The sequence below is a fragment of the Streptomyces corchorusii genome, from assembly GCF_001514055.1.
Classification (GTDB): domain Bacteria; phylum Actinomycetota; class Actinomycetes; order Streptomycetales; family Streptomycetaceae; genus Streptomyces; species Streptomyces olivaceoviridis.
On sequence record NZ_KQ948356.1, the window covers coordinates 131,584 to 152,474 of the forward strand.

The following is a 20,891-nucleotide window of genomic DNA, read 5'->3' on the forward strand; positions in this document are numbered from 1 at the left end:
CCTGTCATGCGTGCCAGTCGAGCGGGACCTGCTTGCCGCGGTCCCAGGGGCGCTCCCAGCCCGCGAAGTGCAGCAGGCGGTCGATCACTCCGGCCGTGAAACCCCACACCAGGGCCGATTCGACCAGGAATGCCGGGCCGCTGTGGCCACGGGGGTGGACGGCGGTGGCGCGGTGGGCGGGGTCCGTGAGATCCGCCACGGGGACGGTGAAGACCCGCGCGGTCTCGTTCGGGTCGACGACGCCGACCGGGCTGGGCTTGCGCCACCAGCCCAGCACGGGGGTGACGACGAAGCCGCTGACCGGGATGTACAGCCTCGGCAGCACGCCGAAGAGCTGCACGCCGGACGGGTCCAGCCCGGTCTCCTCCTCGGCCTCGCGCAGCGCCGCCCGCAGAGGGCCCTCTTCCTGCGGATCGCCGTCCTCCGGATCCAGCGCGCCGCCCGGGAACGACGGCTGTCCGGCGTGGGAGCGCAGCGAGCCCGCGCGCTCCATGAGCAGCAGCTCCGGGCCGCGCTCCCCCTCGCCGAACAGGATCAGCACGGCCGACTGCCGCCCCGAGCCGTTCTCCGGCGGCAGGAACCGGCTCAGCTGGAGCGGCTGGATCGTCTCGGCGGCGCGCACGACGGGCTCCAGCCAGTCCGGCAGCCCTTCCGTGCTGAGCGTCACCGGGCCGCCCTGTGCCTCACTTGCCCTCGTCATCGCCACCCCCGTCGCTCTGCACTCTCCAACGCCCGAGGGCCCCGAGATCGTTCCGTCACGCGGCCCCCAGCGGCGGCGCCGGCCTGCCGCCCGCGTCGAGGTAGGCCTGCGGGGGCTTGAGCCGCTGTCCCGGGAAGCCGCCCTTCTCGTACTTCAGCAGCTTCTTCGCCTTCTCCGGGTCGGTCTCACCCTCGCCGTAGGCCGGGCAGAGCGGGGCGATGGGACAGGCTCCGCAGGCGGGCTTGCGGGCGTGGCAGATACGGCGGCCGTGCCAGATCACATGGTGGGACAGGTCGGTCCAGTCGCTCTTCGGGAAGAGCGCGCCGACGGCGGCCTCGATCTTGTCGGGGTCGGTCTCGTCGGTCCACTGCCAACGCCGGACCAGCCGCTGGAAGTGGGTGTCCACGGTGATCCCGGGCCGGCCGAAGGCGTTGCCGAGGACGACGAAGGCGGTCTTGCGGCCCACGCCGGGCAGCGTGACCAGCTCCTCCAGCGTGCCGGGCACCTCACCGCCGAAGTTCTCGACGAGCGCCTTGGAGAGCCCTATGACCGACTTGGTCTTGGCGCGGAAGAAGCCGCAGGGGCGCAGGATCTCCTCGACCTCCTCCGGGTTGGCGGCGGCGAGGTCCTCGGGGGTGGGGTGCTTGGCGAAGAGCGCCGGGGTGGTCTGGTTGACGCGCAGGTCGGTGGTCTGGGCCGACAGCACGGTGGCGACCAGCAGCTGGAAGGGGTTCTCGAAGTCCAGTTCCGGGTGGGCGTACGGGTACACCTCGGCCAGCTCGCGGTTGATCCGGCGGGCGCGGCGGACCAGGGCGGTGGGGGACTCGCCGGACGGGGGCGTGACGGCGATCTTCTTGACGGGGGCGGCCTTCCTGGCGGGCTTCTCGACGGACGCGGCCTTCTTCACGACGGCGGTCTTCTTCATGGCCGGGGTCTTCTTGCCGGCCGCGCTCTTCTTCGCGACCGGAGGCTTCTCACCGGCCGCGGTCTTCCCGGCGGCCGGCGCCTTCTTCGCGGCGGTCGGCGCCTTCTGCGCGGCGGGGGTCTTCCGCGCGGCCGGAGGCTTCTTCGCGGCCGATGTCTTCTTCACGGCAGCGGCAGCCTTTTTGTCCGATTTGCCTGTTTTGTTACTTCCACCGGGATCCTGTTCGCCCACAGCGGAATCATGACGCGCAACCACCCGCCCAGCCCCCTTGCCCTGTGCTCTCACCGGCGATTTGGACACCCGGCCAGCCTAAAGCCCGGCACCGACATCCGCGCCGGAGCCCGCTGAGCGGCCCCCGATCGGACCCCTGACGCTTACCCCGGGCCACCTGTGCGGCATCCTTGTGACAGATCACACTGTTTGGACCGTCCGGCAAAATGGGGAACACGGACCCCTGGCACACAGGGGAGCAAGATCCCCTGAGCAGGTCGACAAGGAGAGAACTCGTGGACGACGTTCTGCGGCGCAACCCGCTCTTCGCGGCTCTCGACGACGAGCAGGCCGCGGAGCTTCGCGCCTCCATGAGTGAGGTGACCCTCGCACGCGGCGACTCCCTGTTCCACGAGGGCGACCCCGGGGACCGGCTGTACGTCGTCACCGAGGGCAAGGTCAAGCTGCACCGCACCTCCCCGGACGGCCGCGAGAACATGCTCGCCGTCGTCGGCCCCGGCGAGCTGATCGGCGAGCTGTCGCTGTTCGACCCGGGCCCCCGCACGGCCACCGCGACCGCGCTGACCGAGGTCAAGCTGCTCGGTCTCGGCCACGGCGACCTCCAGCCCTGGCTGAACGCCCGGCCCGAGGTCGCCGGCGCCCTGCTGCGCGCCGTCGCCCGCCGCCTGCGCAAGACCAACGACGCCATGTCCGACCTGGTCTTCTCGGACGTCCCCGGCCGCGTGGCGCGCGCCCTGCTGGACCTCTCCCGCCGCTTCGGCGTGCAGTCCGAGGAGGGCATCCACGTCGTCCACGACCTCACCCAGGAGGAGCTGGCCCAGCTGGTCGGCGCCTCCCGCGAGACCGTGAACAAGGCGCTGGCGGACTTCGCCCAGCGCGGCTGGCTCCGCCTGGAGGCGCGGGCCGTGATCCTGCTGGACGTGGAGAGGCTGGCGAAGCGGTCGCGCTGACGCAGGACCGGCCGCCGGAAAACCCGGCTGCCCGGAGCGTGGGCGGACGGCACAGTAGGTCCAGGACCGTGCTCCCCGCCCCCGGTGGCCTCGACGCCCAGGGCCGCTTCGTCCGCGAAGGCTCCCTCGCGCGCGTGCGGCCCGCCTTCCGCCCGGTCGTGGCCGCCGTCCAGGCCCGGCTGCCGGCCGTCTTCGGCACCCGCCTGCACAGCGCCTACCTCTACGGGTCGGTCCCGCGCGGCACCGCGCGCGTGGGGCGCAGCGACCTGGACCTCCTGATCGCCCTGCGCGAGGAGCCGACCGACGCCGACCGGGCCGCCGTACGCGTCCTCGGGGAGACGGTCGACCTAGAGTTCCCGCAGATCGACGGCGTCGGCACGCTGCTCTACGGCCGGGAGCGGCTGCTGAGCGACCTGGAGCGCCATGACATGGGCTGGTTCGTCGCCTGCCTGTGCACCCCGCTGCTCGGCGACGACCTCGCCGCGCACCTGCCCCGCTACCGCCCCGACTCCCTGCTGGCCCGCGAGACCAACGGCGACCTCGCCCGGTGGCTGCCGCGCTGGCGGGAACGGATCGCCGGGACGGAGGACACCGAGGAGGCCCGCCGGCCGCTCGTGCGCTTCATGTCCCGGCATCTCGTCCGCACCGCCTTCACGCTCGTCATGCCCCGCTGGCAGGGCTGGACCAGCGATCTGCGCGAGATGGCCGAGGTGTTCGGCGCCTACTACCCGCGGCGGGCCGCACAGCTGCGCACGGCGGCCGGGTACGGCTGTGAACCGGTCGGCGACCCGGACGTCCTGCGGGCGTACGTCGACGACCTGGGCCCCTGGCTCGCGACGGAGTACACGCGCGTGCACGGCGTGAAGGCCCCGCGACCGGACTAGTAGGTCCTGCCGCCGTCGGCGTCGCGTGGACTAGATCAGCCCGTGTTCGCTGAGGTAGTCCAGCTGGGCCCGGACCGAGAGTTCCGCCGCCGGCCACAGCGAGCGGTCGACGTCGGCGTACACATGGGCGACGACCTGGGCCGGGGTCTGGTAGCCGTTCTCGACCGCGGTCTCCACCTGGGCGAGCCGGTGGGCGCGGTGGGCGAGGTAGAACTCGACGGCGCCCTGGGCGTCGTCGAGGACCGGTCCGTGACCCGGCAGGACGGTGTGCACGCCGTCGTCCACCGTCAGGGACCGCAGGCGGCGCAGGGAGTCCAGATAGTCGCCGAGCCGGCCGTCGGGGTGTGCCACGACCGTCGTGCCGCGTCCGAGGACGGTGTCGCCGGTCAGCACCGCCCGGTCGGCCGGGAGGTGGAAGGACAGCGAGTCCGCGGTGTGCCCGGGGGTCGGTACGACCCTCAGCTCCAGGCCGCCGACGGTGATGACGTCTCCGGCGGCCAGCCCCTCGTCGCCCAGCCGCAGGCCCGGATCGAGGGCACGCACGCGCGTGGCGGTCAGTTCGGCGAAGCGGACGGCGCCCTCGGCGTGGTCGGGATGGCCGTGGGTGAGCAGGGTCAGGGCTATGCGCTTGCCCGCCTTCTCGGCCGTGTCCACGACGTTGCGCAGGTGACCGTCGTCCAGCGGCCCGGGGTCGATCACCACGGCCAGGTCGGAGTCGGGCTCGGCGACGATCCAGGTGTTGGTGCCGTCCAGGGTCATCGCGGAGGCGTTGGGCGCCAGCACGTTGACGGCCCGTTCGGTGGCCGGGCCCGAGAGCACTCCGCCCCGGGGCTGGCCCGGCAGGGCTGCTGCGTCGGTCATGCGGGGCCTCCACCGGTCGTGTCAGCGGTCGTCTCAGCGGGCGTCGGAGCGGTCGGGACGTGCTTGGTGAACTCGTCGTGCCCGGGCCAGGAGAGGACGATCTCGCCGTCCTGGAGGCGGGCCCGGGCCAGCACCGGGGTCATGTCGCGCGCGGGAGCGGCGGCCAGCGCCTCGGCGGCGCTGCCGTACGGGAGCAGCTGGCGCAGGGTGGCGACGGTGGGCGGCATCATCAGCAGCTCGCCCTTGTCGTACCCGGCGGCGGCCTCCTCGGGGCGGATCCACACCGTGCGGTCGGCCTCCGTGGAGGCGTTCCGGGTGCGCTGCCCCTCGGGGAGGGCGGCCACGAAGAACCAGGTGTCGTAGCGGCGGGCCTCGAACTCCGGAGTGATCCACCGGGTCCAGGCGCCCAGCAGGTCCGAGCGCAGCACCAGGCCGCGCCGGTCGAGGAACTCGGCGAAGGACAGCTCGCGCGCGACCAGGGCGGCGCGGTCGGCCTCCCAGTCGTCGCCGGTGGTGTCGCCGACGACCGAGTCCGGGTCGGGCCCGGCCAGCAGGACGCCGGCCTCCTCGTAGGTCTCCCGCACGGCCGCGCAGACGATCGCCTGGGCGCCCGCCGCGTCGACGCCGAGCCGTTCCGCCCACCACGCGCGCGCGGGGCCCGCCCAGCGGATCTGACGGTCGTCGTCCCGCGGGTCGACACCGCCCCCGGGATACGCGTACGCGCCTCCGGCGAAGGCCATGGAGGCGCGTCTGCGCAGCATGTGGACGACCGGCCCGTCCGGGGTGTCCTTCAGGAGCAGCACCGTGGCCGCGCGCCTCGGGGTCACCGGGGTGAGGGTGCCGTCCGCGAGGGCGCGGATGCGGTCGGGCCACTCCGGGGGGTACCACTGACCGTTCGCCATGGCCGGAGGCTATCCCGTGTAGGGCGAATGTTCGAGAGGTACCCGAGGTCAGCGGGCCTGCCCGGGGCGGCCTAGCGGTCCAGCTCGACCTGGATCTCCACCTCGACGGGCGCGTCCAGCGGCAGCACCGCGACGCCGACCGCGCTGCGGGCGTGCACGCCCTTCTCGCCGAGCACCTCACCGAGCAGTTCGCTGGCGCCGTTGACGACACCGGGCTGCCCGGTGAAGTCGGCCGCCGAGGCGACGAAGCCGACGACCTTCACCACGCGCGCGATGCGGTCCAGGTCGCCGACGACGGACTTCACGGCGGCGAGCGCGTTCAGCGCGCAGGTGCGGGCCAGCTCCTTGGCCTCCTCCGCGGTGACCTCGGCGCCCACCTTGCCGGTGACCGGCAGCTTGCCCTCGACCATCGGCAGCTGGCCGGCGGTGTAGACGTACACCCCCGACCGCACGGCCGGCTGGTACGCGGCCAGCGGCGGTACGACGTCCGGCAGGGTCAGACCCAGTTCGGCCAGCTTGGCCTCGACCGCGCTCACGCGTCCGCCTCCGGCTTCTCCCGCTTCAGGTACGCGACGAGCGACTCCGGGTTGGGACCGGGCACGACCTGGACGAGCTCGTAGCCCTGGTCGCCCCAGCTGTCCAGGATCTGCTTCGTGGCGTGGATCAGCAGCGGCACGGTCTGGTATTCCCACTTCTTGGTCATGGGGGCGACTGTAGCCGCTGTGACCGGAGGGTCCGGCGGCCCACCACGGCCTCCGTTATCCACAGCCTCCCGCGTGAGTTTCGCCCGGACTGGTTAGTCTCGAAGATGTGAGCAGGCTCCAGGTCGTCAGCGGCAAGGGCGGGACCGGAAAGACGACGGTCGCCGCCGCACTCGCGCTGGCCCTCGCCACCGAGGGGAAGCGGACGCTTCTCGTGGAGGTCGAGGGCCGGCAGGGCATCGCGCAGCTCTTCGAGACGGAGGCACTTCCGTACGAGGAGCGGAAGATCGCGGTCGCTCCGGGCGGCGGCGAGGTGTACGCCCTCGCCATCGATCCGGAACTGGCCCTTCTGGACTATCTCCAGATGTTCTACAAGCTCGGCGGCGCGGGCCGGGCGCTGAAGAAGCTGGGCGCGATCGACTTCGCCACCACCATCGCGCCCGGCCTCAGGGACGTCCTGCTGACCGGCAAGGCGTGCGAGGCGGTGCGCCGCAAGGACAGGTCGGGCAGGTTCGCCTACGACTACGTCGTCATGGACGCCCCGCCGACCGGCCGCATCACCCGCTTCCTGAACGTCAACGACGAGGTGGCGGGCCTCGCGAAGATCGGCCCGATACACAATCAGGCGCAGGCCGTCATGCGGGTGCTGAAGTCGCCGGAGACGGCCGTGCACCTGGTGACCCTGCTGGAGGAGATGCCGGTCCAGGAGACCGCCGACGGCATCGCGGAGCTGCGCGCGGCACGGCTGCCGGTGGGCCGGGTCATCGTGAACATGGTCCGGCCGGAGGTGTTGGACGCCGCCGATCTGGAACTCGTACGGACCGTGGAGCGTTCATCGGTCGCACAGGCGCTCTCGGCGGCCGGTCTGGGCGGGGCCCGGCGCGGCGGGAACGCCGAGAAGCTGGTGGACCCGCTGCTGGACCAGGCCGCGGAGTACGCCGAGCGGTACGCGCTGGAGCAGGAGCAGCGCGCGGTCCTCGGCGAGCTGGACCTGCCGCTGCACGAACTGCCGCTGCTCGCCGAGGGCATGGACCTCGCGGGCCTGTACGAACTCGCCACCGAGCTGCGGAAGCAGGGGTTGTCATGAGTGCGGACCCGGCCGAGGCGCAGGACGCCGCCCCCCACCAGGACGCGGCACGCCCGCGGCTCTCCCCCGCGCGCGTGCTGGACGTCGATCCGCTGCTCGACGACCCGAAGACGCGGATCGTGGTGTGCTGCGGCGCGGGCGGGGTCGGCAAGACGACGACCGCGGCCGCCCTCGGGCTCCGGGCGGCGGAACGGGGCCGCAAGGTGGTCGTGCTGACCATCGACCCGGCCAAGCGGCTGGCCCAGTCGATGGGCATCGACTCCCTCGACAACGTGCCGCGCAGGGTGAAGGGCACGGAGGGCGGCGGCGAGCTGCACGCCATGATGCTCGACATGAAGCGCACCTTCGACGAGGTCGTGGAGGCGCACGCGGACCGGGAGCGGGCCGCCGCGATCCTGGCGAACCCCTTCTACCAGTCGCTCTCGGCGGGCTTCGCGGGCACGCAGGAGTACATGGCGATGGAGAAGCTGGGCCAGCTGCGGGCGAAGGACGAGTGGGACCTGATCGTGGTCGACACCCCGCCCTCCCGCTCGGCGCTGGACTTCCTGGACGCGCCCAAGCGGCTCGGCTCCTTCCTGGACGGCCGGCTCATCCGGCTGCTGACCGCCCCCGCCAAGCTGGGCGGTCGCGCGGGGATGGCCTTCCTCAACGTCGGCATGTCGATGATGACCGGCACGCTGGGCAAGCTGCTGGGCGGTCAGCTGCTGAAGGACGTGCAGACGTTCGTGGCCGCGATGGACACCACCTTCGGTGGCTTCCGCACGCGCGCGGACGCCACCTACAAGCTGCTCCAGGCGCCCGGCACCGCGTTCCTGGTGGTGGCGGCGCCGGAGCGGGACGCCCTGCGCGAAGCCGCGTACTTCGTGGAGCGGCTGGCCGCGGAGGACATGCCGCTGATGGGCCTGGTGCTCAACCGGGTCCATGGCAGCGGCGCCGGACGGCTGTCGGCCGAGCGGGCGCTCGCCGCCGCGGAAAATCTTGAGGACCCCCGCATTGTGGATCAGGGGGACGGGAAAGCTGGACTTCGTAACTCTCCCGACGCGTACGGCAGTTCAGGAACACACGCGGCCGAGGCAACGGCACGTCCCGCGACCGAGACCGCGGCACGACCCGCAGCCGAGACCGCGGCCGAGGCCGCAGCACAACCCGCATCTGAGACCGCAGCCACCGCTTCCGCAGAAGGCTCCCCCGCCGACACGGAGCGCTCCGTCGACCGGCTCACCGCGGGACTGCTGAGGCTACACGCCGACCGCATGCAGTTGCTCTCGCGCGAGCAGCGCACGCGTGACCGTTTCACCGCCCGCCACCCCGAGGTGGCGGTGGTCGAGGTACCCGCGCTGCCCGGCGACGTCCATGACCTCGCGGGCCTGCGCGACATCGGTGACCGCCTGGCGGCCGGGCGGCCGAAACACACGCCGGCCGAGCGCACGTAGGCCGAACGCACGTAGACCTGGGGGCACCTGGGCGGGACGACAGGTGCGCGGCAGACCACAGGTGCGCGGCGGACCGCAGGACGCGGCAGACCACGGCAACGGCGGTCGTGCGCCGTCACACGCGCCAGGCTCCGCACACGCGCGCGCGGAAGAGGCACGCGGGTGCACGCGGGCGGCTGCTGAAGCGGTCCTCCCCGACCATGTGCCCGTCGGGCATATGCCCATGGGGCAGGTACCCGTCGCCGGACCATGTGCCCGCGATGTGCTCCAGGAGCGTGTCCCAGGGAGTTGCCCGAGCGGGATACCCGGACGGGATGCCCGAGGGGTATGCCCCCAGGGGATGCCCTCAGCTCACCGCCGCGTAGTTCTCGTACACCTCGTCGTTGTCGAGGGGGACGATTCCCGCGCCCCGCTCGTACTCCGAGCGTGCGGTTTCCAGCAGCCTCCGCCAGGAGGTCACGGTGGGCCGCCGGCGCAGCAGTGCGCGGCGCTCACGCTCCGTCATGCCTCCCCACACGCCGAACTCGACGCGGTTGTCCAGCGCGTCCGCCAGGCATTCTGTGCGTACCGGGCATCCGGTGCACACCGCCTTGGCCCTGTTCTGCGCTGCTCCCTGAACGAACAGTTCATCCGGATCGGTAGTGCGGCAGGCAGCCTGCGCACTCCAGTCGGTTACCCAGCCCATACCGGCGCCGTCCTCTCCCGAATCGAGGCTCCCCCACGGCGGCAGCGGCATATTCACCGCCGCCAGTTGAGGACGTTACGGAAGGTGGGGACAGCGCAACACCCCCTGCGGGCCCAATCTTGAATGGCCCGAACGGACTATGGGTAAGCGGCAGATCACCCGCGGGAGTGAGCTGGCGACATACGTGACCATCCCGGCAAACCGGGACAGTCGCGGTACGTCACACCGGGCGTCAGATGACACACGAGGCGGAATCGGGCTCGGCCTCCTCAGGAAACGGACCCGTCCCTGGGAAGTTCGGGCTACGGCCGGAACGATTCGGGTGCGCCGGACGTATAGCTGGGTGACCGCTCAGCTGTGACAGTCGAGAGCAGCTTAGGCCAAGGCCTGCGCGCGTGTCCGGCGAATGGGAACGCAGACCCCCCGCTTTGCCGTGCCGTGATGCGGTCGCTCCTTAGGAACGCTCAACAGTACGGATTAGGCTGCCCCCATGCCAAAGAAGCGCCCGGGCGGCGGTCTGTCGCCCATGCAGCAGGCCGCCAAGTTCCTCGGTGTCAGTGTGCTCGCCGGAGCCGTGATGGCGGGCATCGCGCTGCCCGCTGCCGGCGCGCTCGGCCTCGCGGCCAAGGGCTCGGTCCAGGGCTTCGACGAGATCCCGGCCAATCTGAAGAGCCCCCAGCTGAGCCAGCGCACGACGATCCTGGACAACCAGGGCAAACAGATCGCGACCGTCTACTCCCGCGACCGTACGGTGGTCGACCTCAAGGACATCTCGCCGTACATGCAGAAGGCGATCGTCGCGATCGAGGACTCGCGCTTCTACAAGCACGGCGCCGTCGACCTCAAGGGCGTACTGCGCGCCCTGAACAAGAACGCGCAGGAGGGCGGGGTCGCCCAGGGCGCCTCCACGCTCACCCAGCAGCTGGTGAAGAACTACTTCATCGAGGAGGCCGGCGACGACCCGACGAAGGTCGCCGAGGCCACCCAGCAGACCCTGGGCCGCAAGATCCGCGAGCTGAAGTACGCGATCCAGATCGAGGACAAGCTCGGCAAGAAGAAGATCCTTGAGAACTACCTGAACATCACCTTCTTCGGCGAGCAGGCCTACGGCGTCGAGGCCGCCTCCCAGCGCTACTTCTCCAAGCACGCCAAGGACCTGAACCTCCAGGAGTCGGCCCTGCTGGCCGGCATCGTGCAGTCCCCGAGCCGCTACGACCCGGTGAACGACGAGGCGGAGGCCACCAAGCGGCGCAACACCGTCCTGCAGCGCATGGCGGAGGTCGGCGACATCTCCCAGAAGGAGGCCGACCAGGCCAAGGGAAAGCCGCTCGGCCTGCACACCAGCCGCCCCAAGAACGGCTGCATCACCGCGGTGAAGGGCGCCGGCTTCTTCTGTGACTACGTCCGCCAGGTCGTCCTCACCGACCCGGTCTTCGGCAAGACCAAGGAGGCCCGGGCCAAGCTCTGGAACCGGGGCGGCCTGACGATCCGTACGACGCTCGACCCGCAGGCCCAGCAGTCCGCGCAGGCGTCCATCAAGGACCACGTCTACAAGAGCGACGCGGTGGCGACCGCCGCGACCATCGTCGAGCCCGGCACCGGCAAGATCCTCGCCATGGGCCAGTCCCGCCCGTACGGCGTCAACGTCAAGAACGACGAGACGACGATCAACCTGTCGGTCAACGGCGACATGGGCGGCGGCGCCGGCTACCAGCCCGGTTCCACGTTCAAGCCGATCGTCGCCGCGGCGGCCATCGAGGGGGGCAAGCCCCCGACGCAGGAGTACTCGTCGCCGTACGAGATGACGTATCCGAGCCCGGTCTCGGCGTGCGACGGCAAGACCTGGCGCGACGACCCGAACAAGCCCACCAAGCTGACCAACGAGAACGAGTCCGAGCACGGTCCGTACGCCATGAAGGAAGCGACCGCCAAGTCGGTCAACACCTACTACGTGCAGCTGATCAGCGACATCGGCATCTGCCCGGTCATCGACATGGCCAAGCAGATGGGCGTGCAGCGCGCGGACGGCCGCAAGATCACGCAGGCCCCGTCCATCGCGCTCGGCACCCAGGAGATGTCCCCGCTGACGATGGCGAACGCGTACGCCACCTTCGCCTCGCGCGGGATGTACTGCACGCCGATCGCCATCGAGTCGGTCACCAAGAAGGTCGGCAGCGAGCGGAAGTCCCTGCCGGTGCCGAAGTCGACCTGCTCGCGGGCGATGTCGGAGAAGACCGCCGACACGGTCAGCACGCTCCTGAAGGGCGTGGTCGAGGACGGCACGGGTCAGGAGGCCGGTCTCGGCAGCCGCCCGAGCGCGGGCAAGACGGGTACCACGGACGAGCGCTTCGCCGCCTGGTTCGTCGGCTACACCCCGAACATGGCGGGCGCGGTCTGGGTCGGCGACCCGCAGCACAAGCGGAAGATGACCAACATCACCATCGGCGGCGTCCCGCACGACAAGGTCTACGGCGGTGAGGTCCCGGGCCCGATCTGGCGCGACATGATGAGCGGCGCGCTGGAGGACAAACCCGTCGAGGACTTCCATCTGGTCGACATCCCCGACGACACCCACGACGGTGGTGATGATCCGGGAAAAGGCGACGGGGGGACGGAGGACGGCAACAACGGGGACACGACGGGACGGCTGATCGGCGGACTGATCGGCGGCCCGACGGACGGGGGAGCGACGGACGGCAGCACCGGTGACGCGACCGGCGGCACCCTCGGCGGCACGTTCCCGACGCCGACCATCTCCGTCCCCGGTAACTTCATCCAGGGCCAGGTGAACGGCGGGAACCACGGGGGCGGGAACGGGCACGGGGGCGGGCGAAGGTAGCCACCGTCACCGGTCTGCCGTACGACGTACGACGTACGACAGCGGGGCCGCACCTGTGTGACGGGTGCGGCCCCGCTGACGTGAAACGGCCTCTCACCGCCGAAGCGGCCTCTCAGCCCGGAACCAGTCGCTCAGCCCGGAACCAGTCGCTCAGCCCCGGACCAGTCGTCGCTCAGCCCTGTAGGAGCTTCTTCACCGCGGCGGCGACCCGGCCGCCCTCGGCCTGGCCGGCCACCTTCGGGTTCACGATCTTCATGACGGCGCCCATGGCCCGCGGCCCCTCGGCACCGGCCGCCTTCGCCTCCTCCACGGCCTGGGCGACGATCGCGTTCAGCTCCTCGTCGGACAGCTGCTTGGGCAGGTACTCGGCGAGCACCTCGCCCTCCGCCTTCTCCCGCTCGGCCTGCTCGGCACGGCCGCCCTGCGCGAAGGCGTCGGCGGCCTCACGGCGCTTCTTGGCCTCGCGGGTGATCACCTTCAGCACCTCGTCGTCGGAGAGCTCACGCTTCTCCTTGCCCGCGACCTCCTCCTTGGTGATCGCGGCGAGCGTCAGCCGGAGGGTCGAGGAGCGGAGCTCGTCGCGCGCCTTGATCGCGGCGTTGAGGTCGTCGTGCAGCTTCGACTTGAGCGTGGTGGTCATGGCCCGATTGTCGCAGGTGTACCGCCCGGCACGCCCGCCGATTTACCGGGCGGCCGGTCTCACCACGGTCAACGCGTCTGACACGATGGGCACATGCGCGCGCGATACGGAATCCCCCTGGGAATCGTGGCGGCCGGCGCCGCCGGCCTGGTCTATGCGGCGGGCTTCGAGGCCCGTTCCTTCCGCCTCCGACGGGTCACCGTCCCTGTCCTCCCCCCGGGCATGCGCCCGCTGCGTGTGCTCCAGGTCTCCGACATCCACATGGTGAGCGGGCAGCGCAAGAAGCAGCGCTGGCTGCGGTCGCTGGCCGGACTGCGCCCCGACTTCGTGATCAACACGGGCGACAACCTGTCGGACCCCGAGGGCGTCCCCGAGGTCATGGACGCACTGGGCCCGCTGATGGAGTTCCCGGGCGCGTACGTCTTCGGCTCCAACGACTACTACGGCCCCAGGCCCCGCAACCCCGCCCGCTACCTGCTGGAGAAGACGAGCGGCCGGCACGGCCTGAACGGCAACCCGCCGGTGGTCGGCGCGATCCACAACCCGTGGCAGGACCTGCGGGACGGCTTCGACGAGGCGGGCTGGCTGAACCTGACGAACACGCGGGGCGTGCTGAAGGTCGAGGGCGTCTCGATCGAGCTGACGGGCCTGGACGACCCGCACATCAAGCGCGACCGTTACGCCCAGGTGGCCGGCGGCCCCTCCGGGTCGTACGACTTCTCGCTCGGCGTGGTCCACGCGCCGTACCTGCGGGTCCTGGACGCGTTCACGGCGGACGCCTATCCCCTGATCCTGGCCGGCCACACCCACGGCGGCCAGCTGTGCATCCCCTTCTACGGCGCCCTGGTCACCAACTGCGACCTGGACACGGACCGCGTGAAGGGCCTCTCCACGCACACGGCGGAGGGGAACACCTCCTACCTCCACGTCTCGGCGGGCTGCGGCACCAGCCGCTACACCCCGGTCCGCTTCGCCTGCCCACCGGAGGCGACGCTGCTGACGCTGGTGGGGAGGGAGTAAAGGAGTAACGGGGGCGAGGGGGCCAGGGGCGAGGAGTAAGGGGAGGGGGGAGAGGCAAGGAGCGAGGGGCACCGCACGACACCCGTCCCCTGCGCCCCCTCCCCGCCCTCCCCCATACGGACGCGTCCACATGGCCGCCCCCCTCCCCCACTCCTAGCGTGAGGGCATGACCGCCCCGATACCCAGGGAGATCCCGGACCTGCCCGCGGTCCCGGCCCCACCCCTGCTGCTGCCCGCCCCGGTCCCGGCCACGGCGGTGGTGGCCCCGGTCCGCCGCCCCCGGGCCGCGGTGTTCCGCCTGGTGACCGCCGTGGCGGCGGCTGCCGGCGTCGGGCTGGAACTCCTACTGGGTCCCCCGGCCCACATCCTGAGCTACTTCAGCGTCCAGACCGGCATCCTGCTGACCGTGGTGATGCTCCTGTCCGCGTCGAGGGCCTGGAGGGCCCGCCGCCCGCTCCCGTCGGCCGTGACAGGCGCCACACTCCTCTACATCCTGACCTCGGCCCTGGTCTACCACCTGCTCCTGGCCCACACGACGCCCCCGTTCTCCATGACCGGAGCGACGGCACCCCCGGAGCGCTGGCACGCCCAGTGGGCGGCTCTCCAGGTCCTCCACCTCCTGGTCCCGGTGGCGGCCCTGCTGGACTGGCTCCTCCTGACCCCCGCGGCCCGCCTGCACCTGCGCCAGACCGCGGCCTGGCTCCTCTACCCCCTGGCCTACCTGGTCTTCTCCCTCACGAGGCCCGCGTTCCTGCCGCCGACCAGCCCGTCCCGGTACCTCTATCCCTTCCTGGACGTGGCGACCCACGGCTACCGCAGCACCCTGGCCAACGCCCTCCTCATCGGCCTCGCGATCTACGCCCTGGCCGTCCTCCTGGTGGCCCTCGACCACACCCGCCCGACCCCGGTCCGCCACCCCGCCTGAACCGGATTTCGTCTACAGCCACCGGTGGGCTAAAGTAAACGTCGTCGCCGCGAGAAGCAGCGACACCGGGGTGTAGCGCAGCTTGGCAGCGCGCTTCGTTCGGGACGAAGAGGTCGTGGGTTCAAATCCCGCCACCCCGACAGCCGCAACAGCAGATCAGCCACCTCCCAACGTTGGGAGGTGGCTGATCTGTTTTTGCGTGCCGGGGCCAGGGCCGGTAGCTGGCGGTTCCGGTGGACAAGCTCACGTCGGACCGGCGCTTGCGAGTCCGGCAGGAAGAGCACTGCAGAGACCACGCGACGCGGTCCAGAACCTCGTCCACCGCCTGAACCCGCAGCCAAAAGCCTGATTCGCGGAGGCCGACAGCGTCATGCAGGCTACCGTTGCAGCGGGGCGGCGACGTCATCGCCCCGACGGACAGGAGGCACGTCATGGCTGTGCGGTTCACCGCACGGTCCGGCCACGAGAAGGCCGACAGGGCTGCATGCGGGTGCCTGCCTCGGCGATCTGCCCTGGCTGCGTTGATCCACCCCCGAGGGCGTACCGCTTCGCGTTGAACTGGCGCGCAGGACCCAAACCTGATGTCCTTCAGCGTTCCCTTGGATGCCTGGCCCAGTTAAGGTCGGCGTGGGCCGGCACCCAACGCTGGACGGTCGTCTCGAAGCCGTCGAAGGGGCAGCGCGGATGGACTCGGTGACCGAGGCCTGGCTGATGGTCTGGGTGTCGCCATGGCGAACCGCCCCCTCAGGTTCGCTATCAGCGCGTCCAATGAGGCGTTCAACCCACCCACCACTCGTCCGGCGCCGTTCCATCCCTGATTGGTGCTCTTGCCGAACAGGCGTCGCTCGATGCGGACCCAGGTATCGCGGTCTGTCCGGACTCCAACGCACTGGTGTCCTGTTGATCGACGCTCCCGGTCACCCCCTCAGCTCGCGTCCCCCCACGTGGCTCGCAGGTCCTCGCAGCGCACGGTGATCGACGCGTCGGTGAGCGCGATCTCGTGCACGCAACCCCCGCCCTCATCCGGGAGGATCTCGTCGAGAAGCACGGTGTCGACCAGCATCCAGTCGATGGCATGCGCATAATCGATGGAGAAGTGCGTCACCCCTGAATAGCTGATGCGCAGCCCGGCATCATGCTTCCACTGGTTCGGGGCGAACTCCAGTGTCATCTTTCCGCTTTTGTCGGTGGCAACATGAATTCCGGACAATTCCAGATCCTTGACACAGCGACTATTTCCATACCCCAACGCGTAATGCGCCGGATCGGACGCGAATTCCCTGGCTCCGACGGGTAGCCGATCTCGAAACTTGGGGAGCTCGGCCAGGTAGGGCCTCGGATCGACGTAGAACCCGCCATCATCCCAGACGGCCGTGACGTACTTCATTTGCAACCTTCCGCGGCAAGAGGCGGTCGCCTCCACTTGTCCCCACTGATATCTTCTGTCCCCTTGGGGCCGATTCGACCTATTTTTCGCAGCTCGTAGATCATCCGACCCTTGATGGCGTTCTCCACGGCGGGCGGAACTTCGACTTCCGCTGCTTTGATGCCGTGTTTATTGAACCAACCTTGACTGTTGAAGACTCCGACTTCCCGCATGGACTTGTCATAGACGTGGATCTCCACGTCCATTCCCTTGTTTCCCACGGGGAAGGGGTCACGTCGGCCTGTGTACCCCTGCCCGAAGTTCAGCGGGTTCTGCGGCCCCGTCGGCCCCTTTCCTGCCAGACCGAGGTCGTCGCTCCAGCTCAGCGGGTTCGCTACATAGGCGTGGTGATCGGGTGCGGGGAGGAGGCCCAGCGGATCCGCGCTGATGTATCGCGCCGTCTCGGGGTCGTAGTACCGGTACAGGTTGTAGTGCAGACCCGTCTCGGGGTCGGCGTACTGTCCCGGGAAACGCAGCGGGCAGTCGACCGGTGGCGTTGCTTCGTCCAAGGCCGGAAGAGGGGTACCCCACAGGCTGGTACGACGCTGCCAGACCAGATCTCCTGTCGTGGAGACCAGCTCCGTGGGTGTGCCGATGGAATCGGTGACGACGGCGTGGAACCGAGTGCCTGACTCGGGATCCGATTCCTCCGCCAACTGCGCCAGGAACGACGTGTCAGCGGCTGCAGCGGTCGGCTTGTGGCGCGTTTGAGCAACCGGGCGAGGGCTGTCCGGCGCGTAGTCCCAGGTTGTCACCCAGCCGTCTGCCGTGGCCTGCTCTGCCAGGCACAGGTCATCCCAGACGAAGACCGTACGGTCGGCCGCCGAGCCGTCATCGGCGACCCGGTGCTTGCAGATGCGTCGGCCGAGTGGGTCGTAGGCGTACCGCCACTGAATCCCGTCGGGGGTGATCACTTCCGTGAGGCGGTCCTCGGTGTTCCACCTATAGGTCCAGGTACGGCTCTGGCCGTTCAGGAGCTTGCGGGTCCTGCGTACGAGGCGGCCCTCGCCATCGTACTCATAGGAGGTGCGGCCGGCCGCACGGACGAGCGTGCCCTCGAATTGCCGCTCACCTGATGCCTCATGGGCGGGCGACTCGGCGTGCGTCAGGTGGCCCGCCGGCGCGTACGCGTAGGTCTCGCTCCAGCCGTGAGCGCGCATACGGGTCACGCGACCCATGTCGTCCAGGACGAAACGGCGCGTGCCGGACGTCAGCTCCCGGGTCTCGACGAGGTAGCCGTCCGCTCGATGCGCGTACGTACGGTGCTGCAGGAGGCGGTGGTCAGGAGAACTGGCGGTCAGGGTCTGCGCGCTCAGCAGACCCGCTGCGGTCCACGTCTGAGTGAGCGACACCTCCGTACCGAGGTTGCGCTGTGTCTCTCGGCCGACAGCGTCATGGGAAAAGTCCAGCGCGCCCACGGACGACCGCAGGGTGAGCGGGTGCCCCGCCAGGTCGTAGGTCCATTCGGAGACCAGCCCGGAAGGTGTCGTACGCCGGGTCCGGCGACCGACGGCATCAAGGACATAGGTGGCCGTCCGGCCGTTCACGGTCTCCGACAGCACTCGGCCGAGTGGGTCACGCTCCAGTGCGAGCTCGGCATCCGCGTTCACCGCACGGCACAGGTTGCCGTCGGGGCCGTAAGCGAACGTGGTCACGTCATCCGTGTCGGTGCGCTGTTCCACTACCCGGCCGAGCGGGTCTCGCACGAAGCGCAGGCTCTGTCCGGCACCATTGGTGCGCGCGGTCAGGTTACCGGCGGCATCGCGCGTGTAGGTGAGCGTACGACCGTTGAAGTCCGTCTCCGCTGTCAACCGGCCCGCGCCGTCATAGGTGTACGACCAGGTCAAGCCCTGCGGATTCGTGACGGCGGTCAGACGGAGTTCTGTGTCGTAGTCGAACCTGTACCGTGCCCCGCCCGGCTCGGTACTGGTGGCCGGCACGCCGAAGTGGCTCACCGAATGGTGGGTCGCCTTACCGGCGAGGTCTGTGTGACAGAGCAGGTTGCCCTCAGCGTCCCAAGTCCAGGACTCACGCGTCCCGTCGGTCAGTTCGCGCCATGCCGGCTTCCCTTCCGTCGTCCAGCCCACTCGGGTGGTATTGCCGAGGGGGTCGGTTACCTCGACGACCCGGCCGAAGGAGTCGCGACGGACCGTCGTCGTGTGGCCCAGTTCATCCGTCAGGGCGAGGGGCAGGCCTGCCGCGTCGCACGTCACGGTACGGGTATGACCGAGGGCATTGGTGATGGCTGTCGGACGGCCCGCATCGTCGTACGCGTACCGTGTCTCGGCGCCCAGCGGGTCGACCGTCGTCAGCCGGTTGCCCCGCTCGTCGTACGTGTGCTGCCAGAAAGCGCCGCCCGGCTCGATCACCTCGGTCGGCAGGCCGAGCGCGTTGTACCGCGCCTGGGCCTGTGTGCCGTCTGGGAGGAGTACGCCGGTGAGGTTGCCGGTGTCGTCGTAGGTGTAGCGCGTGGTGTGACCCAGTGGGTCGGTGACGGCGAGGGGCTCGGCGCCGTACTCGTCCCACTCCGTGCGGGTGACGTGTCCGAGCGGGTCCGTCTCCTCCACCACGAGGCCCTCGGCGTTGTACCGGTGGACCGAGGTGTGGCCCTGGGAGTCGGTGTACGTCGTCGTGCGGGTGGTGTCGTCGTAGGTCAGGGTGCCGGAGAGGATGCCGTCGATGCCCTCGGTGCGGGCGACCCGGCCGCGGTCGTCGTAGACGTACGAGAACCAGGTGCCGTTGCGGTCGGTCCAGCGGGTGACGCGGCCCTCGGAGTCGTAGGTGAAGCGCAGGGGCTCGCCGCTGGAGTTGATGATCTCCGTGAGGTTGCCGGCGGTGTCGTAGCCGTAGCGCATCACGACCGTGCCCTCGCCGGGCGCGGCGGACGGGCGGTAACGGGACGGCGGCTCGTCCAGCAGGCGCAGGGCCGTGATGCGTGGACCCTGGGTGTCTACGGCGACGTAGTAGCCACCGGAGTGACGGATGCCGAACGGGATGCCCTCGTCGTCGCGTTCGACGTCGATGCGGTTGCCGTTGCGGTCGGTCCAGGAATCGAGGGCCAGGTGGAAGACGCCGAAGGACGGGGAGGGGACGGGGGCGGCGAAGGTGCGGGTCACGCCGGCCACCGGGTCGGTGACCGTCATCGCGCCGTCCGGTTTGCCGTCCCACTCCAGGGGCCAGCGCGGGCCCTTCACCGGCATGGTCGGCACGCCTGGTTCCGGTACCGGATAGACCAGGCGCATGCCGTCGGCCGCGGCGAAGACGACGCCCTCGCCGTCGATCTGGAGGCACTCGTCCAGGGTGGAGATCCAGGTCGGGCCGAAGCAGACGCCGCCTCGGTAGGAGGAGAGGTGGGTGCGGGTGAACTCCAGAGGGAGGCTGCCGGGCAGGGTCAGGTCCGTCTGGGTCATCAGCATGGCGCCGGTCGCCACGTCGATCGGCTCGCCCACGCACGGGGTGCGCTCGGCGTTGCGGGCGGCCGGGCCCAGCTCCACCAGGTCGGGGCGGAGCGACGGCGGACGCAGCAGCAGCGGCGTGGTGTCGGCGAGCCCGCCCTCCATGCTCGCCTTCAGCAGGCCGCCGCCCGCGCCCAGCGCACCGCCGAAGATCATGCCGTCCTTGGCGGCCTGATTGACCTCGTCCAGGCTGAAGCCGTGCTGCACACCGGTCGCCATCTTCAGCGGCTGGGCCACGGCGAGGTCGACCGCCACCGATTCGACCCCGCCGAACGCGGCGGCGACCAGGGTGCCGGCGGCGATCTCGGCCACCGTCGTGGTGACGGCGATGCCCATCGTGGCACCGAACTCGATGACCGCGTCCGCCGCCGCGACCGCGGCCCCGGAGGCCAGGCCCGCGGTGAAGAAGGCCAGCGTCACTCCGCCCGCGATCACGGCGGCGTCGATGCCGATCTGCGTCCAGAGCTTGTTGATCGCGTCGTCGATGGCGTCGGCGAACTTCTCCAGCGCCTTGGCCATCTCCCGCGACGACTTCGCGAGGTCGCTCAGCCAGCCGCCGTCCTGGTCCTTGGCGTAGCGGCCCCAGAACTTCTCGAACGCCTCGATCGACTCACCGGTGTTGTTGTGGATGATCGAGGACGCGCTGCGGTGCACGGGAGCGCGCACGTCGTCCACCGAATCGGCGAAGGCACGCCAGGCCTTCGCGGCGTCCCTCAGCTTGCCGGAGTCGGCCTCGGGCCACCACAGACCCAGCTTCAAAAGGATGTGGCGGGCCTTGTCCTCAACGCTCACCGGCACCGTCGCTCTGCTTGCCGGTCTTCACTTGGGTGAACATGCCGGCGATCAACTGGTCGTTGTCCACGTGCCCGTCCGACAGGTCCACCATGGCCTCGTGAATGCTCGTCAGACCGAGCACCAGGATGCCCGCCGCGCTCTCGATCTTCTTCTGCTGCGGTTTGTAGGCGTTGCCGAACTCGTTGCCCTGCTCGTCGTGTCCCCAGGGCTCGCCCAGGCCGTCCAGCGTCTGGATCAGCGTGGTCAGCGCCTTGCTCAGATCGATGGCCCCCTGCTGGAAGGCCGGTGCCGCCGCCTTGATGTCGGCGGTCTTGATGTCCAGCACCTTGCCGGGCACCTTGCCGTCCCCCGTCACTGTCGCCTCCCCCGGTTCGCAGATGCGGCTTCCGACCATAGGGCAGACGGGTAAAGGGAGTGTCAGGTCGACAGCCC

18 protein-coding genes, 1 tRNA gene and 1 pseudogene are annotated in these 20,891 nt (G+C 70.2%); 8 read left to right on the forward strand and 12 right to left on the reverse strand.

The genetic code is table 11. The features are described 5' to 3' along the window. Positions 1–4: 4 nt before the first annotated feature. Both AQJ11_RS16140 and nth read right to left on the reverse strand, forming a co-directional pair. A complete protein-coding gene (locus AQJ11_RS16140) occupies positions 5–700 on the reverse strand; it encodes an NUDIX hydrolase (RefSeq protein ID WP_078611784.1) in 696 nt (231 codons plus the stop codon). 55 nt (positions 701–755) lie between these two features. Beyond that, positions 756–1,790 carry an endonuclease III gene (gene nth / locus AQJ11_RS16145; RefSeq protein ID WP_059263534.1) on the reverse strand — a complete coding sequence of 345 codons (1,035 nt, stop codon included), beginning with the start codon at positions 1,788–1,790 and terminating at the stop codon, positions 756–758. A gap of 341 nt (positions 1,791–2,131) precedes the next feature. Between nth and AQJ11_RS16150 the strand changes: the two genes are divergently transcribed. After that, a complete protein-coding gene (locus AQJ11_RS16150; protein WP_014674022.1) occupies positions 2,132–2,806 on the forward strand; it encodes a Crp/Fnr family transcriptional regulator in 675 nt (224 codons plus the stop codon). Between the two features lie 68 nt (positions 2,807–2,874). After that, positions 2,875–3,690: a nucleotidyltransferase domain-containing protein gene (locus tag AQJ11_RS16155; protein WP_244218263.1), complete on the forward strand. Its 816-nt coding sequence runs from the start codon at positions 2,875–2,877 to the stop codon at positions 3,688–3,690. 30 nt (positions 3,691–3,720) lie between these two features. On the opposite strand, the gene AQJ11_RS16160 is transcribed toward AQJ11_RS16155, so the two are convergent. The 4 genes from AQJ11_RS16160 to sp36 all read right to left on the reverse strand — a co-directional run bounded on the left by AQJ11_RS16160 (position 3,721) and on the right by sp36 (position 6,156). Continuing rightward, positions 3,721–4,551, reverse strand: a complete 831-nt coding sequence (locus AQJ11_RS16160) for an MBL fold metallo-hydrolase (RefSeq protein ID WP_014674020.1) — start codon at positions 4,549–4,551, stop codon at positions 3,721–3,723. Continuing rightward, positions 4,548–5,453 (reverse strand): NUDIX hydrolase, encoded by a 906-nt coding sequence (locus AQJ11_RS16165; protein WP_059263536.1) that lies wholly within the window; start codon positions 5,451–5,453, stop codon positions 4,548–4,550. The genes AQJ11_RS16160 and AQJ11_RS16165 overlap by 4 nt, the downstream gene beginning before the upstream one ends. 71 nt (positions 5,454–5,524) lie before the next feature. Further along, a complete protein-coding gene (locus tag AQJ11_RS16170; protein WP_014674018.1) occupies positions 5,525–5,989 on the reverse strand; it encodes a RidA family protein in 465 nt (154 codons plus the stop codon). Continuing rightward, positions 5,986–6,156: a Sp36 family protein gene (gene sp36, locus AQJ11_RS49800; RefSeq protein ID WP_014674017.1), complete on the reverse strand. Its 171-nt coding sequence runs from the start codon at positions 6,154–6,156 to the stop codon at positions 5,986–5,988. The genes AQJ11_RS16170 and sp36 overlap by 4 nt, the downstream gene beginning before the upstream one ends. Positions 6,157–6,263: 107 nt before the next feature. On the opposite strand from sp36, the gene bagA reads away from it, so the two are divergent. Continuing rightward, a complete protein-coding gene (gene bagA / locus AQJ11_RS16175) occupies positions 6,264–7,241 on the forward strand; it encodes an ATPase BagA (protein WP_014674016.1) in 978 nt (325 codons plus the stop codon). After that, entirely contained in the window at positions 7,238–8,674 is a 1,437-nt protein-coding gene (gene bagB, locus AQJ11_RS16180) for an ATPase BagB (RefSeq protein ID WP_059263537.1), read from the forward strand. Before bagA ends, bagB begins: the two co-directional genes overlap by 4 nt. Before the next feature lie 346 nt (positions 8,675–9,020). Here bagB and wblA read toward each other — a convergent pair whose 3' ends face one another. Next, on the reverse strand, positions 9,021–9,359 hold the full coding sequence (gene wblA / locus AQJ11_RS16185; RefSeq protein ID WP_018547931.1) for a transcriptional regulator WblA: 339 nt from the start codon (positions 9,357–9,359) through the stop codon (positions 9,021–9,023). A gap of 490 nt (positions 9,360–9,849) precedes the next feature. Here wblA and AQJ11_RS16190 point away from each other — a divergent pair, with 490 nt between their 5' ends. Then, positions 9,850–12,198: a transglycosylase domain-containing protein gene (locus AQJ11_RS16190; protein ID WP_208616533.1), complete on the forward strand. Its 2,349-nt coding sequence runs from the start codon at positions 9,850–9,852 to the stop codon at positions 12,196–12,198. Positions 12,199–12,370: 172 nt separating this feature from the next. Here the strand turns inward: AQJ11_RS16190 and AQJ11_RS16195 are convergent, their stop codons facing one another. Beyond that, positions 12,371–12,838, reverse strand: coding sequence for a GatB/YqeY domain-containing protein (locus AQJ11_RS16195; RefSeq protein WP_014674012.1), 468 nt, complete (start codon positions 12,836–12,838; stop codon positions 12,371–12,373). Positions 12,839–12,931: 93 nt separating this feature from the next. On the opposite strand from AQJ11_RS16195, the gene AQJ11_RS16200 reads away from it, so the two are divergent. The 3 genes from AQJ11_RS16200 (at position 12,932) to AQJ11_RS16210 (ending at position 14,923) form a co-directional block, all read left to right on the forward strand. Then, positions 12,932–13,858, forward strand: a complete 927-nt coding sequence (locus AQJ11_RS16200) for a metallophosphoesterase (RefSeq protein ID WP_041665395.1) — start codon at positions 12,932–12,934, stop codon at positions 13,856–13,858. Between the two features lie 166 nt (positions 13,859–14,024). Further along, positions 14,025–14,783: a Pr6Pr family membrane protein gene (locus tag AQJ11_RS16205; protein WP_059263539.1), complete on the forward strand. Its 759-nt coding sequence runs from the start codon at positions 14,025–14,027 to the stop codon at positions 14,781–14,783. 66 nt (positions 14,784–14,849) lie between these two features. Beyond that, positions 14,850–14,923, forward strand: a tRNA-Pro gene (locus AQJ11_RS16210). A 469-nt stretch (positions 14,924–15,392) separates the two neighbouring features. Here AQJ11_RS16210 and AQJ11_RS51060 read toward each other — a convergent pair. The 4 genes and pseudogenes from AQJ11_RS51060 to AQJ11_RS16225 all read right to left on the reverse strand — a co-directional run. Further along, positions 15,393–15,699: pseudogene (locus AQJ11_RS51060) on the reverse strand (hypothetical protein); the annotation flags it as partial. 9 nt (positions 15,700–15,708) lie between these two features. After that, positions 15,709–16,170, reverse strand: a complete 462-nt coding sequence (locus AQJ11_RS16215) for a hypothetical protein (protein ID WP_059263540.1) — start codon at positions 16,168–16,170, stop codon at positions 15,709–15,711. After that, a complete protein-coding gene (locus AQJ11_RS16220; protein WP_244218264.1) occupies positions 16,167–20,456 on the reverse strand; it encodes a DUF6531 domain-containing protein in 4,290 nt (1,429 codons plus the stop codon). The genes AQJ11_RS16215 and AQJ11_RS16220 overlap by 4 nt, the downstream gene beginning before the upstream one ends. Next, on the reverse strand, positions 20,446–20,814 hold the full coding sequence (locus AQJ11_RS16225; protein ID WP_244218265.1) for a hypothetical protein: 369 nt from the start codon (positions 20,812–20,814) through the stop codon (positions 20,446–20,448). Before AQJ11_RS16225 ends, AQJ11_RS16220 begins: the two co-directional genes overlap by 11 nt. Positions 20,815–20,891 lie beyond the last annotated feature (77 nt).